Here is a 14,818-nt window from a genome sequence, read left to right as displayed (position 1 = left end):
GACAGACATGAGCAAGATCATCATCGATGGCAAAGAGATCGATGTGCCGCCGGAGTACACGTTGCTGCAGGCGTGCGAGGCGGCCGGCGCCGAGATTCCGCGCTTCTGCTATCACGAGCGGCTGTCGATCGCCGGCAATTGCCGGATGTGCCTGGTCGAGGTGAAGGGCGGCCCGAAGCCGGTCGCGAGCTGCGCGTGGGCCGTGCGCGATTGCCGTCCGGGACCGAAGGGTGAGCCGCCGGAGATCTCGACCCGTTCGCCGATGGTCAAGAAGGCGCGCGAAGGCGTGATGGAGTTCCTGCTGATCAACCATCCGCTGGATTGCCCGATCTGCGACCAGGGCGGCGAATGCGACCTGCAGGACCAGGCGATGGGCTACGGCGTCGACACCAGCCGTTTCGCCGAGAACAAGCGCGCGGTCGAGGACAAGTATCTCGGCGCGCTGGTCAAGACCTCGATGAACCGCTGCATCCAGTGCACGCGCTGCGTCCGCTTTTCCGCCGAGGTCTGCGGCGCGCCGGAAATGGGCGCGACCGGGCGCGGCGAGGACATGGAGATCACCACCTATCTGGAGCAGGCGCTGAGCTCGGAGCTGCAGGGCAATCTCGTCGACATCTGCCCGGTCGGCGCACTGACCTCGAAGCCCTATGCATTCGCGGCACGCCCCTGGGAACTCGGCAAGACGCAGTCGGTCGACGTCATGGACGGCGTTGGCTCTGCGATCCGTGTCGACACCCGCGGTCGTGAGGTGATGCGTATCCTGCCCCGCATCAACGAGGCCGTGAACGAAGAGTGGATCTCCGACAAGACCCGCCACGTCGTCGATGGCCTGCGCACGCAGCGCCTCGACCGTCCTTATGTGCGCGAGAACGGCCAGCTCGGGCCGGCGACCTGGCAGGAAGCCTTCGCCGCCGTCGCCGCCAGGGCCGGCCGCAGCGACGGCAAGCGGATCGGCGCCATTGCGGGTGATCTCGCTGCGGTCGATGAAATGTATGCATTGAAGGAGCTGCTCGCGAAGTTCGGCTCGGTCAATCTGGCGGTGCAGGGCGGCGACGCGTTCGACGCCAAGGCCGGCCGCGGCTCATACATCTTCAATCCGACGATTGCGGGCATCGACCAGGCCGACGCGATCCTGATCATCGGTTCGCACCCGCGCAAGGAAGCCGCGGTGCTGAACGCGCGGATCCGCAAGCGCTGGCGCACCGGCGCCCTCAAGGTCGGCATGATCGGCGCGAAGGCCGATTTCACCTATGACCTCGAATATCTCGGTGCGGGCACCGACACGCTCGCCGATGTCGTGGCCGGCAAGCACTCCTTTGCCGACGTGCTGAAGAAGGCCCAGCACCCAATCATCCTGGTCGGTGCCGGCGCCTACACCAGGCATGACGGCGCGGCGGTGCTGGCGCAGGCCGCCAGGCTCGCCGTCGATGTCGGCGCGGTGAAGGACGGCTGGAACGGCTTTGCGGTGTTGCAGGATACTGCCTCGCGCGCCGGCGCACTCGATATCGGCTTCTCGCCCGCGGCCGGCGGCCTGACCACAGCGCAGATGACGACCTTCGGCACGCTCGACGTGCTGTTCCTGCTCGGCGCCGACGAGATCAAGGCGCCGGACGGCACCTTCGTGGTCTATATCGGCACCCACGGCGACCAGGGCGCGCATCGCGCCGATGTCATCCTGCCGGGCGCGGCCTATACCGAGAAGTCCGGCATCTACGTCAACACCGAGGGCCGGGTGCAGATCGCCAACCGCGCCGCGTTTCCGCCGGGCGAAGCCCGCGAGGACTGGGCGATCATCCGCGCGCTGTCCGACGTGATCGGCAAGAAGCTGCCGTTCGACTCGCTGCAGGCGCTGCGCCAGGCGATGTTCAAGACCTATCCGCACCTGATGCGGCTCGACCAGATCGAGGCCGGCACAGCTTCCGACGTCAAGGCGCTGGCCGGCAAGGGCGGCAGCGTCGACAAGGCGGCATTCAAGCCGACCGTCGAGGACTTCTATCTGACCAACCCGATTGCGCGGGCCTCTGCCGTGATGGCGGAATGCTCGCGGCTGGCGTCGGGCCGAATGCTGACGGCGGCGGAGTGAGCGTGACCTGATGGCTGAATTCTTCGCAAGCTCGTTCTGGACCGGCTTCCTCTGGCCGCTGATCATCATGGTCGCGGAGAGCCTGTTGCTGCTCGTCGTACTCCTGATCGCGATCGCCTACATCCTGCTCGCCGACCGCAAGATCTGGGCGGCGGTGCAGATCCGCCGCGGCCCCAACGTGGTCGGCCCGTTCGGATTACTGCAATCCTTCGCCGACCTCCTGAAATTCGTGCTGAAGGAACCGGTCATTCCGTCCGGATCCAACAAGGGCGTGTTCCTGCTGGCGCCGCTGGTCTCGTGCGTGCTGGCGCTGGCCGCCTGGGCCGTGATCCCGTTCAATCTCGGCTGGGTGATTTCCGACATCAATGTCGGCGTTCTCTACATCTTCGCGATCTCGTCGCTGTCGATCTACGGCATCATCATGGCCGGTTGGTCGTCGAATTCGAAATATCCGTTCCTGGCGGCGCTGCGCTCCGCGGCGCAGATGGTGTCCTATGAGGTCTCGATCGGCTTCGTCATCATCACCGTGCTGCTCTGCGTCGGCTCGCTGAACCTGTCGGCCGTGGTCGAGGCGCAGAACACCCGCGGGCTCGCGCACCTGATTGGCCTGCCGCGGCTCACCATCCTGAACTGGTATGTGTGGCCGCTGTTCCCGATGTTCGTGGTATTCTACGTCTCGGCGCTGGCGGAAACCAACCGTCCGCCGTTCGACCTCGTGGAAGCCGAGTCCGAGCTGGTCGCGGGCTTCATGACCGAATACGGCTCGACCCCGTATCTGCTGTTCATGCTCGGCGAGTATGTCGCGATCACCACGATGTGCGCGCTGGCGTCGATCATGTTCCTGGGCGGCTGGCTGCCGCCGGTCAATTTGCCGCCGTTCACCTGGATTCCGGGCATCATCTGGTTCGCCCTGAAGGTGTTCTTCATGTTCTTCATGTTCGCGATGGCGAAGGCGATCGTGCCGCGCTACCGCTACGATCAATTGATGCGGCTCGGTTGGAAGGTGTTCCTGCCGCTGTCGCTGGCGATGGTGGTGATCGTGGCCGGAGTGCTGCAGTTCGCCGGCATCGCGCCGAAGTGAGGCCGTCATGAGTGTCAATGTCAACGCAACAGCCCGCTCGCTTCTGCTGTCGGAATTCGTCTCGGCATTCTTCCTTGCGATGCGCTATTTCTTCCAGCCGAAGCCGACGCTGAACTATCCCTTCGAGAAAGGGCCGATCTCGCCGCGCTTCCGTGGCGAGCACGCGCTGCGCCGCTATCCGAACGGCGAAGAACGCTGCATCGCCTGCAAGCTGTGCGAGGCGATCTGCCCGGCGCAGGCGATCACGATCGAGGCCGGACCGCGCCGCAACGACGGCACCCGCCGCACGGTGCGTTACGACATCGACATGGTGAAGTGCATTTATTGCGGCCTGTGCCAGGAGGCATGCCCGGTGGACGCCATCGTCGAGGGACCGAATTTCGAATTCGCGACCGAGACCCGTGAGGAACTCTATTATGACAAGGCGAAACTGCTCGCCAATGGTGACCGCTGGGAGCGCGAGATTGCGAAGTCGATCGAACTCGACGCGCCGTACCGGTGAGGTGAGGGCATGATCCTTCCGGCGCTGTTCTTCTATCTGTTTGCCGCGGTCTGCGTGGCCTCGGCGGTCATGGTGATCGTCTCGCGCAATCCCGTGCACTCCGTGCTGTTCCTGATCCTGGCGTTCGTCAACGCGGCCGGGCTGTTCATCCTGATGGGCGCCGAGTTCCTCGGGATGATGCTGATTGTCGTCTATGTCGGCGCGGTCGCCGTGCTGTTCCTGTTTGTGATCATGATGCTCGACGTCGACTTCGTCGAACTGCGCGAGGGCTTCATCCAGTATCTGCCGATCGGCATCGTGATCGGCGGCATTTTCCTGTTCGAGCTGCTGCTCGTGGTCGGCGCCTGGGTGATCAACCCGCAGGTCACCAAGACGATCACCGCCGCGATCCCGACCAATGTCAGCAACACCGAGGCGCTCGGCCTCGTGCTCTATACGAAGTACATCCACTACTTCCAGCTCGCCGGCATGGTGCTGCTGGTCGCGATGATCGGCGCTATCGTCCTGACGCTGCGCCACAAGGCGAACGTCAAGCGGCAGAACATCAACGTGCAGAACGCGCGCACGCCCGAGATGGCGATGTCGATGCGCAAGGTGGCGTCGGGGCAGGGCCTGCAGGATGCCGACGCGGCGGAGTGGGTGAAATGACGATCGGACTCGGGCACTATCTCGCGGTCGCCGCGATCCTGTTCACGCTCGGGATCCTCGGCATCTTCCTCAACCGCAAGAACATCATCGTCATCCTGATGTCGATCGAGCTGATCCTGCTGTCGGTCAACATCAATCTGGTGGCGTTCTCGACCTTCCTCGGCGACATCGTCGGCCAGGTATTTGCGCTGCTGGTGCTGACGGTGGCGGCGGCCGAGGCCGCGATCGGCCTTGCCGTGCTCGTGGTGTACTTCCGCAACCGCGGTTCGATCGCGGTTGAAGACGTCAATCTGATGAAGGGCTAGGCGCGCATGATCCGGAAAAGTGGATGCCGGTTTTCCGGCGAGATCATGCGCAGTGAGAGATTCCGATGATACAGGCAATCGTATTCCTGCCTCTGCTGGGAGCCATTCTCGCGGGCATCATCTCGCTGGTCGGCGCGCATGCGCGCTGCCCGAGCGGCGACGCCGTCGATCATCATGACGACGTGCATGGCGACGCCCATGCATCGGCGGCTCACGATGATCACGGCCACGACGATCATGGCCATGACGACCACCACGTCTCCGGGCCGGCGGCGGCGGGATCGCGGCTGGCCGAGCTGATCACCACGGGCCTGCTGTTCGTGTCGGCGGCGCTGTCGTGGTTCACGCTGGTCGATGTCGGCTTCATGCACCATGACGCGCGCATCGTGCTGCTGCCCTGGATCAATTCGGGCGACCTGCAAGTGGCCTGGACGCTCCGGGTCGACACGCTGACGGCCGTGATGCTGGTCGTGGTCAACACCGTGTCCGCGCTGGTCCACCTCTACTCCATCGGCTACATGGACGAGGATCCGTACCGGCCGCGCTTCTTCGGCTATCTCAGCCTGTTCACCTTCGCGATGCTGATGCTGGTGACCTCGGACAACCTCGTGCAGCTGTTCTTCGGCTGGGAGGGCGTCGGTCTCGCGAGCTACCTGCTGATCGGGTTCTGGTACCAGAAGCCGTCGGCCAACGCCGCGGCGATCAAGGCCTTCGTGGTCAACCGCGTCGGCGACTTCGGCTTCGCGCTCGGCATCTTCGCGATCTTCGCGCTGGTCGGCTCGACCGATTTCGAGACCATCTTCCATGCCGCGCCCGGGCTGACCGGCAAGACCATCGACTTCTTCGGCTGGCACCCCGACGCGCTGACGCTGACCTGTCTGTTCCTGTTCATGGGCGCGATGGGCAAGTCGGCCCAGTTCCTGCTGCACACTTGGTTGCCGGACGCGATGGAAGGCCCGACCCCGGTGTCGGCGCTGATCCACGCCGCGACCATGGTGACCGCCGGCGTCTTCATGGTGGCGCGGCTGTCGCCGCTGTTCGAGCTATCACCAAATGCGCAGGCGGTGGTGATGTTCTTCGGCGCGACCACGGCGTTCTTCGCCGCGACGATCGGCCTGGTGCAGAACGACATCAAGCGCATCGTCGCCTATTCGACCTGTTCCCAGCTCGGCTACATGTTCGTGGCGATGGGAGCGGGGGCCTATTCGGTCGGCATGTTCCACCTGTTCACGCACGCCTTCTTCAAGGCGCTGCTGTTCTTGGGCTCAGGCTCGGTGATCTACGCGATGCATCACGAGCAGGACATCCGCAACATGGGCGGCCTGTGGCGCAAGATTCCGTACACCTTTGCGGTGATGTGCATCGGCACCCTGGCGCTGACCGGCTTCCCGCTGTTCGCCGGCTACTTCTCCAAGGACGCGATCATCGAGGCGGCCTATGCGGCGCATAATCCGTTCGCGACCTACGCCTATCTGCTGACGATCCTGGCTGCCGGCCTGACCTCGTTCTACTCCTGGCGTCTGATCTTCAAGACCTTCTTCGGCGAGCCGCACGACCAGAAGCACTACGAAGACGCGCATGAGAGCCCGGTGTGGATGCTGGTGCCGATCGGCGTGCTCGCCGCAGGCTCGATCCTCGCTGGTCTGCCGTTCAAGGAAGTGTTCGCCAGCCCGCACGGCGTCGAGGAATTTTTCCGCGAGTCCGTCAAGATGAACCCGCACATCCTCGAGGACATGGAGCATATGCCAAGCTGGCTTGCGCCGCTGCCTACCGTGATGATGGCGCTCGGCCTGTTCGTCTCCTATCTGTTCTACATCCGCAGGCCGTATCTGCCGGTCGAGCTCGCGAACCAGCAGCCGATGCTGTACCAGTTCCTGCTCAACAAATGGTACTTCGACGAGCTGTACGACTGGATCTTCGTGCGGCCGGCGAAGTGGCTCGGCACTACGCTGTGGAAGAAGGGCGACGGCTTCATCATCGACGGCTTGGGTCCCGACGGCGTTTCGGCCCGGGTGCTCGACATCACCCGCAACGTCGTGAAATTGCAGACCGGCTACCTCTATCACTACGCTTTCGCGATGCTGATCGGGGCGGCCGGATTGATCACCTGGTTCATGTTCGGCTTGGGAGGCCAGTAAATGACAACCTGGCCCATCCTTTCGGTCACGACCTTCCTGCCGGCGGTCGGCGCGATTCTGGTCTACCTGCTGGCGCGGGGCGGCGACGAGGCCGCGAGCCGGACGGCACGCTGGATCGCGCTGTGGACCACGCTGATCACCTTCGCGATCTCGCTGATCCTGGTGGCGCGTTTCGATCCCGCGCAGACCGACTTCCAGTTCGTCGAGAAGACGTCCTGGCTCGCCACCGGCATCACCTATCACATGGGCATCGACGGCATCTCGCTGCCGCTGATCATCCTGACCACCGCGATCATGCCGCTCTGCATCATCGCGAGCTGGAAGTCGGTGACGCAGCGCGTCGGCGAATACATGATGGCGTTCCTGATCCTGGAAACGCTGATGGTCGGCACCTTCTCGGCGCTCGACCTCGTGCTGTTCTACCTGTTCTTCGAGGGCGGCCTGATCCCGATGTTCCTGATCATCGGCGTCTGGGGCGGACCGCGCCGGGTCTACGCGTCGTTCAAGTTCTTCCTCTACACCTTCCTCGGCTCGGTCCTGATGCTGCTCGCCATCATGGCGCTGTACTGGAACGCCGGCACCACCGACATCCCGACCCTGATGCACACCGCGGTGCCGCGCTCGATGCAGACCTGGGCGTGGCTCGCCTTCTTCGCCTCGTTCGCGGTGAAGATGCCGATGTGGCCGGTGCACACCTGGCTGCCTGACGCGCACGTCGAGGCGCCGACGGCGGGCTCGGTGATCCTGGCCGCGATCCTTCTGAAGATGGGCGGCTACGGCTTCCTGCGCTTCTCGCTGCCGATGTTCCCGCTGGCCTCGCACGACTTCGCGCCGTTCGTGTTCACGCTGTCCGTCATCGCCATCATCTACACCTCGCTGGTGGCAATGATGCAGGAGGACATGAAGAAGCTGATCGCTTACTCGTCGGTCGCGCATATGGGCTTCGTCACCATGGGCATCTTCGCGGTGACCACCCAGGGCGTCGCCGGCGGCATGTTCCAGATGATCTCGCACGGCATCGTGTCCGGCGCGCTGTTCCTTTGCGTCGGCATCGTCTACGACCGCATGCACACCCGCGAGATTGCGGCCTATGGCGGCCTCGTGAACCGGATGCCGCTCTATGCACTGACCTTCATGGTCTTCACCATGGCCAATGTCGGTCTGCCCGGCACCTCCGGCTTCGTCGGCGAATTCATGACGCTGCTCGGTACCTTCAAGATCTCGCTGCCGACGGCGTTCTTCGCCACGACCGGCGTGATCCTGTCGGCCTGCTACGCGCTCTGGCTCTACCGCAAGGTGGTGTTCGGCGCGCTGGTCAAGCCGTCCTTGATGTCGATCAAGGATCTCACCTTCCGTGAATGCGTGACGCTGTTCCCGCTGATTGCACTGACCATCCTGTTCGGTGTCTATCCGAAGCCGGTGCTCGACATGTCGGCAGCATCGGTCCAGCAGCTCGTCAACAATTACAACACCGCCGTGACTGCCGTGAAGGCAGCCGCGCTGACCGTTCAGTAAGGCCGCCGCCATGAGCTTCTCCAGTGCAGGTTATCAGTTGCAGCCGGTGCTGCCCGAGCTGGTGCTCGCGGTCGGCGCCATGGTGCTGTTGATGATCGGAGCTTTTCGCGGGCAGGGGACGACGCGGCTCATCACGGCGCTCGCGGTGTGTCTGCTGGTCCTGACCGGCGTGATGGAGCTCTGGCTGCCGGCCGGCAAGCTTGTGACCTTCGGCGGCAGCTTCATCGTCGATGATTTCGCCCGCTTCCTGAAGATCCTCGCCTTGATCGCCTCGGCGGCAACGCTGATCCTGTCGACCGAGTACCTGTCTCAGCCGTCGAGCCGTAACTTCGAGTTCTCGATCCTGGTGCTGTTGTCGACGCTCGGCATGATGGTGCTGATCTCGGCCGGCGACCTGATCTCGCTCTATCTCGGCCTCGAGCTGATGAGCCTTGCGCTCTATGTCGTCGCTGCCAGCCAGCGCGACAATGCCAAGTCGAGCGAAGCCGGCCTGAAGTATTTCGTGCTCGGCGCGCTGTCGTCGGGGATGCTGCTCTACGGCGCCTCGCTGATCTACGGCTTCACCGGCACAGTCAGCTTCGCCGGCATCGCGGCGGCTGCGACCACGGGCAGCATCGGCATCGTGTTCGGCCAGGTGTTCCTGCTCGCCGGCCTCTGCTTCAAGGTCTCGGCGGTGCCGTTCCACATGTGGACGCCCGACGTCTATGAGGGCGCGCCGACGCCGGTGACCGCGTTCTTCGCCTCCGCCCCGAAGGTCGCGGCGCTCGCCGTGTTCACCCGCGCGACGCTGACCGCGTTCCCGGGCATCATGACCCAGTGGCAGCAGATCCTGGTGTTCGTGGCGATCGCCTCGATGGCGCTGGGCTCGTTCGCCGCGATCGGCCAGACCAATATCAAGCGGCTGATGGCCTATTCCTCGATCGGCCACATGGGCTTTGCGCTGGTCGGCCTTGCCTCCGGCACCGTTGAGGGTGCGCAGGGCGTCTTGATCTACATCGCGATCTATGTCGCGATGACGCTCGGCTCCTTCTCGATCATCCTCGCCATGAAGCGGAACGGCCAGGCGCTGGAGCAGATCAGCGATTTCGCCGGCCTGTCCCGCACCAACCCGCTGCTCGCCTTCATCTTCGCGATGCTGCTGTTCTCGCTGGCCGGCGTGCCGCCGTTGGCCGGGTTCTTCGGCAAATGGTACGTGTTCGTCGCCGCGATCAAGGCCAACCTGTTCACGCTCGCGGTGATCGGTGTGCTGACCAGCGTGGTGGGTGCGTTCTACTATCTGTCGATCGTCAAGGTGATGTATTTCGACCAGCCGCTCGGCAAGCTCGATCCGGTCCGCGTCGAGCTGCGCACCGTGCTGGCGGTCGCAGGCATCTTCAACATCTTCTACTTCGCCTATCCGGGCCCGCTGGTGAGTGTGGCCACGGCGGCGGCGAAATCGCTATTCTGATGCGCATGATCCCGAAACGAGGAGACCGGTTTTCGGAGATGATCATGGGCAAAGCTTCAAAATGACATTCGCGCTCGGACCCCGGGCCCTGTCGGCGGGCTACAAGCTCGCCGCCTTCGATCAGATCGGCTCGACCAATGCCGAGGCGATGCTGCGCGCCCGCGAGGGCGAGCGCGGGCCAATGTGGTTCGTGACGCCGGAGCAGACCGCGGGCCGCGGGCGGCGGCAGCGGGTCTGGGTCGCGCCGCGCGGCAATCTCGCCAGCAGCATCCTCGAGGTAACGGAGGTTCAGCCGGCGGTCGCCGCGACGCTCGGCTTTGCCGCCGGGCTGTCGCTCGAAGCCGCGCTGCAGAAAGTCAGCATCGAGGCGGCGCTGCGGCTCGGGCCGGACAGCCCGAAATTCACCCTGAAATGGCCGAACGACGTGCTGGCCAACGGCAAGAAGCTCTCGGGCATCCTGCTGGAGGCCGAGTCGGTCGGTCACCGGCTGGCGGTTGTCGTCGGCATCGGCACCAACGTCATCGCCGCGCCCGAGGGAACGCCGACGCCGGCGGTATCGCTCGCTGCGCTTGGCATCCAGATCGGTGCGGAGGAGCTGTTTGCCGCGTTGTCGGACGCCTGGGTCGAGTTCCGGGGCATCTGGGACGACGGTCGCGGCTTTCCGGAGGTCCGCAGGTTGTGGCTTGAGCGCGCGGCCGGGCTCGGCGAGAGGGTTGCGGTCCAGACCGGGACTGCGACACTTGAAGGCACCTTCGACACCATCGACGACACCGGCTGCCTGATCGTCCGCTCCGCGAGCGGCGAGAGGCTGCCCGTGACGGCCGGCGAGGTCTATTTCGGCACCGCGGCCTCAGTGAGGGCCAACTGATGGCGCGTCCGGACGAACTCACCTTTGCACCGCTCGGCGGCGTCGGCGAGATCGGCATGAACCTGTCGGTCTATGGACTCGGCAACCGCCACCAGCGGTCGTTCCTCGCGGTCGATCTCGGCGTCTCCTTTGGCGACGAGGAGCATCTGCCGGGTATCGACCTGATCATGCCGGATGTCCGCTTCCTCGAGAAGGAGCGCAACAACCTGATGGGCCTTGTGCTGACGCACGCCCATGAGGACCATTTCGGCGCGATCATCGACCTCTGGCCAAAGCTCGGCTGCAAGATCTACGCGACGCAGTTCAGCGCGGCGCTGTTCGAGGCCAAATGCGCCGCAGAGCGCAATCCGCCCAAGATCCCGATCACGGTGGTCCCGTCGGGCGGGCGGGTCGATATCGGCCCGTTCAATGTCGAGTTCATCCCGGTCGCGCATTCGATTCCGGAATCGCACGCGCTGGCGATTAAGACTGAAGTCGGCACCGTGCTGCACACCGGCGACTGGAAGATTGACCCGACCCCGATCATCGGCCAGCCGACCGACGAGCGGCGGCTGCGCGAACTCGGCGACGAAGGCGTGCTGGCGCTGGTCGGCGACTCCACCAACGCGGTGCGCGACGGCCGTTCGCCCTCGGAAACCGAGGTCGCCGCCACCATCAAGAAGCTGGTCAAGGCGGCCAAGGGCCGGGTCGCGGTGACGACCTTCGCCTCCAATGTCGCCCGCGTGAGGGCGGTGGCGGACGCCGCGAACGCCGCCGATCGCGAGGTGGTCGTGGTCGGCCGTGCCATGGAGCGGGTGGTCCAGGTCGCGCGCGAATGTGGCTATCTCGACGGCTCGCACAAGTTCCGCAGCACCGACTATTACGGCCATTTCCCGGCCGACAAGGTGCTGGCATTATGCACCGGCAGCCAGGGCGAACCCCGCGCCGCGCTGGCGCGGATCGCCAATAACGACCACCCACAGGTGACCCTGAACAAGGGCGACACCGTGATCTTCTCCTCGCGCACTATTCCCGGCAACGAGAAGGCGGTCGGCGGCATCATCAACGGGCTGGTGACGCAGGGCGTGGAAATCATCACCGACCGCGAGCACCTGGTGCACGTCTCCGGGCATCCGCGCCGCGACGAGCTGCGCGACATGATCTCCTGGGTGCGGCCGCAGCTGCTGATCCCCGTCCATGGCGAGGCGCTGCATCTCGCCGAGCACGCCAAGCTGGCCCGCGCCGCGGGCGTCCCCAAGGTCCTGACCTGCCGCAATGGCGACCTCGTCAAGCTCGGGCCCGGCGAGCCCGGCATCATCGGCGAAGTGCCGGCGGGCCGGCTCTACAAGGACGGAACCATCCTGGAGGACTCCAAGTCGCGCGCTGTGGTGGAGCGGCGGCGGATGGGCTTTGCCGGCTGCGCCTTCGTCGCCATCGCCATGACCGGGCAGGGTGAAATGGTCGACGAGCCCGAGGTTGATCTCGTGGGCATGCCCGAGAACAATGCAGCGGGCGAATTGCTCGACGACATCGTGTTCGATGTGGTGGTATCGACGATCGAGGGCCTGCCGCGGCCGCGGCGGCGCGATCCGGACGCGCTGGCGGAATCGGTGCGCCGCGCTGTGCGGGCGGCGCTGAACGAGCAATGGGGCAAGAAGCCGATCTGCGTCGTGCACGTTCTGACGGTTTGACGCGCGCCTTCGAGGCGTGCGCAACGACAAAGGGAGAGAGATATGCTGGGCCGGCTCAATCACGTCGCCATCGCGGTCAAGGACGCCAAGCAAGCCGCGAAGATCTACGGCACCGCCTTCAATGCCGAGATTTCCGACGCCGTGCCGCTGCCGGACCACGGCGTCATCACCGTGTTCGTGACGCTGCCGAACACCAAGATCGAGTTCATCGAGCCGCTCAGCGAGGCCTCGCCGATCGCGAAATTCGTGGAGCGCAATGCCGACGGCGGCATCCACCATGTCTGCTACGACGTGCCGGACATCATCGCGGCCCGCGACCGCATGATCGCCGAGGGCGCGCGGGTGCTGGGCGATGGCCAGCCGAAGATCGGCGCGCATGGCAAGCCGGTGCTGTTCTTCCACCCCAAGGACTTTTCCGGCGCCTTGGTCGAGATCGAACAGGCCTGAGGCCACATGACCTTTCAGATCTCGGCGTACCAGATCTCCACCGGGCTTGCGATCTACTTCGTGCTTTGGTGGCTCGTGCTGTTCCTGACGCTGCCGTTCGGCATACGCAGCCAGCATGAGGACGGCGTCGGTGCGCCCGGCACCGATCCCGGTGCGCCGATCCTGGCGCGGATGGGCCGCAAGCTGCTGTGGACCACGCTGCTGTCCGCCGTGATCTTCGCGATCGGGATGTGGGCCTACTACGCCGGCTATCTCTCGGTCGAGCGGCTGTCGAAACTGATGGGGATGCCGGAGTTTCACAATTGACGTAAAGGAGGCCGGAATCGGCCCACGGCGGGAGTGAGGACCAACCTCACCTCGGGACTAGACGGAGGAGACGACAATGAACCTGCAGGCACAACCAGCCTCTGGGCAGAGCGCTTATCGAATCCTGCGGGAAGCCGGTCTGCGCGACTATCTCACGAGCCTTCCCGCCATCGTCACGCAACTCGGCGGCATGCCGGCCGACTGGTCGATCAGCGAGGTCGGCGACGGCAATCTCAACCTGGTCTTCATCGTCAAGGGCAGCAGCGGCGGCATCGCCGTCAAGCAAGCGCTGCCCTATGTTCGGCTGGTCGGCGAGAGCTGGCCGCTGCCGCTGTCGCGGGCACATTACGAGCATCTGGCGCTGGTGCATCAGGCGCGGCTGGCCGCGAAGCTCGTGCCGGCGGTGCTGCACCATGACGAGCCGCTCGCGCTCACCGCGATGGAGTTGCTCGAGCCGCACATCATCATGCGCAAGGGGCAGATCGGCGCCACGCGTTATCCGCGCTTTGTCGAGGATATCTCGACCTTCCTGGCACAGACGTTGTTCTTCACGTCCGATCTGGCGCTGTCGGCCGCGGAGAAGAAGCAGGGGATCGCCGATTTCGCCGGCAACCATGCGCTCTGCAAGATTACCGAGGATCTGATCTTCACCGATCCCTACCGCATCGCCGAGCAGAACCGCTGGACCGCGCCGTTTCTCGATGCCACCGCGGCGGCCTTCCGCGAGGACCTCGATCTCCATGTCGCGATCTCCAGGCTCAAGCTGAAATTCATGGCGTGCCCGGAGGCGCTGCTGCACGGCGATCTGCACACCGGATCGATCATGGTCACCGAACGCGAGACCAAGGTGATCGACCCCGAATTCGCCTTCTACGGCCCGATGGGCTTCGATATCGGCGCGGTCATCGGCAACCTCCTGATGGCCTATCTGGCCTCCGCCGGCCACGAGCGTACGCCGGGCGAGCGCGCGTCGTTCGAGGGCTGGTTGCTGGAAACCATCGAGGGCGTCTGGACCGAGTTCTCGCGCAAGTTTCTCGCGCTGTGGCGCAGCGAGGCGAGGGGCGATGGTTATCCGGCATCGCTGTTCACGGGCGAGGCGGGTGCGGCGCGGCTGGAGGCGGAACGGCAGGCCTATATGGCACGGCTGTTTCGGGACACGGTGGGTTTTGCGGCGGCCAAGACCATCCGGCGCATCCTGGGCCTCGCGCACAACATCGATTTCGAGTGGATCGCGGACGCCAAGCAGCGCGCGATTTGTGAGGCACGCAGCCTCAAGCTCGCGCGCAACATGATGCTGGAGGCCGCGTCCTACACGACGATCGGGGCGGTGACCTACGCCGCGCGCGAACTGCGCCACTGGCAGCCGGAATTTGCGAGATAGTTGGGGGCTTAGGGGAGGTTAAGATGCGGGCTCGGGGCTCGGAATGGGGCCTTCAGCTTTCATCCCGCCAATTCCGTGTCTGCCCTCCGAAAATGGGGTAAAGTGCCCCAGGGTCACACCCGAGGAGCAACAACATGACCCTACAAATCCCCGAGCTAGTTCCCACCAGGATCGACCGGCGTGTTTTCGCGATTATGGGCAACACGATGCCACCCCGAGATCCTGATGACGACGAAGAGGACGAAGAGCGAGGCGACGAAGAGAACCGAACCGACGAACCGCCGGTCGTGCGCGAGCCGGACGAAGACTGAGCAGGATGCTTATGGTCGACGTAGCCTGAGAGCCTCGGATGGCGTGATCCCCAGCCTACGTGCGGCGCTGGCGCGTCCGGCGGCTTTCAAGGTCGTTCTAATTCCGAGAACAGCGT

General features: G+C 64.6%; 14 protein-coding genes. All 14 read left to right on the top strand.

The features are described from left to right. Nucleotides 1-7: 7 nt before the first annotated feature. The 14 genes from nuoG to ABIB78_RS15860 all read left to right on the top strand — a co-directional run bounded on the left by nuoG (nt 8) and on the right by ABIB78_RS15860 (nt 14,702). Nucleotides 8-2,083, top strand: coding sequence for an NADH-quinone oxidoreductase subunit NuoG (gene nuoG / locus ABIB78_RS15925; protein WP_429026038.1), 2,076 nt, complete (start codon nt 8-10; stop codon nt 2,081-2,083). Nucleotides 2,084-2,093: 10 nt separating this feature from the next. Beyond that, complete coding sequence (gene nuoH / locus ABIB78_RS15920) at nt 2,094-3,164, top strand: NADH-quinone oxidoreductase subunit NuoH (RefSeq protein WP_429026037.1); 1,071 nt, start codon at nt 2,094-2,096, stop codon at nt 3,162-3,164. 7 nt (nt 3,165-3,171) lie between these two features. Further along, nucleotides 3,172-3,666 (top strand): NADH-quinone oxidoreductase subunit NuoI, encoded by a 495-nt coding sequence (gene nuoI / locus ABIB78_RS15915; RefSeq protein ID WP_215606483.1) that lies wholly within the window; start codon nt 3,172-3,174, stop codon nt 3,664-3,666. A gap of 9 nt (nt 3,667-3,675) precedes the next feature. Beyond that, nucleotides 3,676-4,314, top strand: a complete 639-nt coding sequence (locus ABIB78_RS15910) for an NADH-quinone oxidoreductase subunit J (RefSeq protein WP_429026034.1) — start codon at nt 3,676-3,678, stop codon at nt 4,312-4,314. Then, nucleotides 4,311-4,619, top strand: a complete 309-nt coding sequence (gene nuoK, locus ABIB78_RS15905; RefSeq protein WP_016841823.1) for an NADH-quinone oxidoreductase subunit NuoK — start codon at nt 4,311-4,313, stop codon at nt 4,617-4,619. Before ABIB78_RS15910 ends, nuoK begins: the two co-directional genes overlap by 4 nt. 65 nt (nt 4,620-4,684) lie before the next feature. After that, on the top strand, nt 4,685-6,757 hold the full coding sequence (gene nuoL, locus ABIB78_RS15900) for an NADH-quinone oxidoreductase subunit L (RefSeq protein WP_429026032.1): 2,073 nt from the start codon (nt 4,685-4,687) through the stop codon (nt 6,755-6,757). After that, the gene (locus ABIB78_RS15895) at nt 6,758-8,272 is read left to right on the top strand and encodes an NADH-quinone oxidoreductase subunit M (protein WP_429026030.1); all 1,515 of its coding nucleotides are present in this window, start codon (nt 6,758-6,760) and stop codon (nt 8,270-8,272) included. It abuts the gene before it with no gap. Nucleotides 8,273-8,282: 10 nt separating this feature from the next. After that, on the top strand, nt 8,283-9,719 hold the full coding sequence (nuoN, locus tag ABIB78_RS15890; protein WP_429026029.1) for an NADH-quinone oxidoreductase subunit NuoN: 1,437 nt from the start codon (nt 8,283-8,285) through the stop codon (nt 9,717-9,719). 61 nt (nt 9,720-9,780) lie between these two features. After that, nucleotides 9,781-10,587 carry a biotin--[acetyl-CoA-carboxylase] ligase gene (locus tag ABIB78_RS15885; protein ID WP_429026027.1) on the top strand — a complete coding sequence of 269 codons (807 nt, stop codon included), beginning with the start codon at nt 9,781-9,783 and terminating at the stop codon, nt 10,585-10,587. Then, nucleotides 10,587-12,257, top strand: coding sequence for a ribonuclease J (locus ABIB78_RS15880; RefSeq protein ID WP_429026024.1), 1,671 nt, complete (start codon nt 10,587-10,589; stop codon nt 12,255-12,257). The genes ABIB78_RS15885 and ABIB78_RS15880 overlap by 1 nt, the downstream gene beginning before the upstream one ends. 42 nt (nt 12,258-12,299) lie before the next feature. Continuing rightward, nucleotides 12,300-12,704: a methylmalonyl-CoA epimerase gene (mce, locus tag ABIB78_RS15875; protein ID WP_429026021.1), complete on the top strand. Its 405-nt coding sequence runs from the start codon at nt 12,300-12,302 to the stop codon at nt 12,702-12,704. 6 nt (nt 12,705-12,710) lie between these two features. Then, nucleotides 12,711-13,010: a DUF1467 family protein gene (locus ABIB78_RS15870; protein ID WP_429026020.1), complete on the top strand. Its 300-nt coding sequence runs from the start codon at nt 12,711-12,713 to the stop codon at nt 13,008-13,010. A gap of 76 nt (nt 13,011-13,086) precedes the next feature. Then, complete coding sequence (mtnK, locus tag ABIB78_RS15865) at nt 13,087-14,391, top strand: S-methyl-5-thioribose kinase (protein ID WP_429026019.1); 1,305 nt, start codon at nt 13,087-13,089, stop codon at nt 14,389-14,391. Nucleotides 14,392-14,525: 134 nt separating this feature from the next. Continuing rightward, the gene (locus ABIB78_RS15860) at nt 14,526-14,702 is read left to right on the top strand and encodes a hypothetical protein (protein ID WP_429026017.1); all 177 of its coding nucleotides are present in this window, start codon (nt 14,526-14,528) and stop codon (nt 14,700-14,702) included. Nucleotides 14,703-14,818: the final 116 nt, after the last annotated feature.

Origin of the sequence: Bradyrhizobium sp. I1.14.4, from assembly GCF_050435825.1 — a bacterium.
GTDB lineage: Bacteria > Pseudomonadota > Alphaproteobacteria > Rhizobiales > Xanthobacteraceae > Bradyrhizobium.
The sequence above is the reverse complement of the archived record's forward strand: the minus strand, read 5'-3'. Positions and strand labels throughout refer to the sequence as shown.

Coding starts and splice junctions, on each gene's coding strand:
- nuoG (WP_429026038.1), top strand. CDS start 8: ATGAGCAAGATCATCATCGATGGCAAAGAGATCGATGTGCCGCCGGAG.
- mce (WP_429026021.1), top strand. CDS start 12,300: ATGCTGGGCCGGCTCAATCACGTCGCCATCGCGGTCAAGGACGCCAAG.
- mtnK (WP_429026019.1), top strand. CDS start 13,087: ATGAACCTGCAGGCACAACCAGCCTCTGGGCAGAGCGCTTATCGAATC.
- ABIB78_RS15880 (WP_429026024.1), top strand. CDS start 10,587: ATGGCGCGTCCGGACGAACTCACCTTTGCACCGCTCGGCGGCGTCGGC.
- nuoK (WP_016841823.1), top strand. CDS start 4,311: ATGACGATCGGACTCGGGCACTATCTCGCGGTCGCCGCGATCCTGTTC.
- ABIB78_RS15895 (WP_429026030.1), top strand. CDS start 6,758: ATGACAACCTGGCCCATCCTTTCGGTCACGACCTTCCTGCCGGCGGTC.
- ABIB78_RS15885 (WP_429026027.1), top strand. CDS start 9,781: ATGACATTCGCGCTCGGACCCCGGGCCCTGTCGGCGGGCTACAAGCTC.
- ABIB78_RS15870 (WP_429026020.1), top strand. CDS start 12,711: ATGACCTTTCAGATCTCGGCGTACCAGATCTCCACCGGGCTTGCGATC.
- nuoN (WP_429026029.1), top strand. CDS start 8,283: ATGAGCTTCTCCAGTGCAGGTTATCAGTTGCAGCCGGTGCTGCCCGAG.
- nuoL (WP_429026032.1), top strand. CDS start 4,685: ATGATACAGGCAATCGTATTCCTGCCTCTGCTGGGAGCCATTCTCGCG.
- ABIB78_RS15910 (WP_429026034.1), top strand. CDS start 3,676: ATGATCCTTCCGGCGCTGTTCTTCTATCTGTTTGCCGCGGTCTGCGTG.
- nuoH (WP_429026037.1), top strand. CDS start 2,094: ATGGCTGAATTCTTCGCAAGCTCGTTCTGGACCGGCTTCCTCTGGCCG.
- ABIB78_RS15860 (WP_429026017.1), top strand. CDS start 14,526: ATGACCCTACAAATCCCCGAGCTAGTTCCCACCAGGATCGACCGGCGT.
- nuoI (WP_215606483.1), top strand. CDS start 3,172: ATGAGTGTCAATGTCAACGCAACAGCCCGCTCGCTTCTGCTGTCGGAA.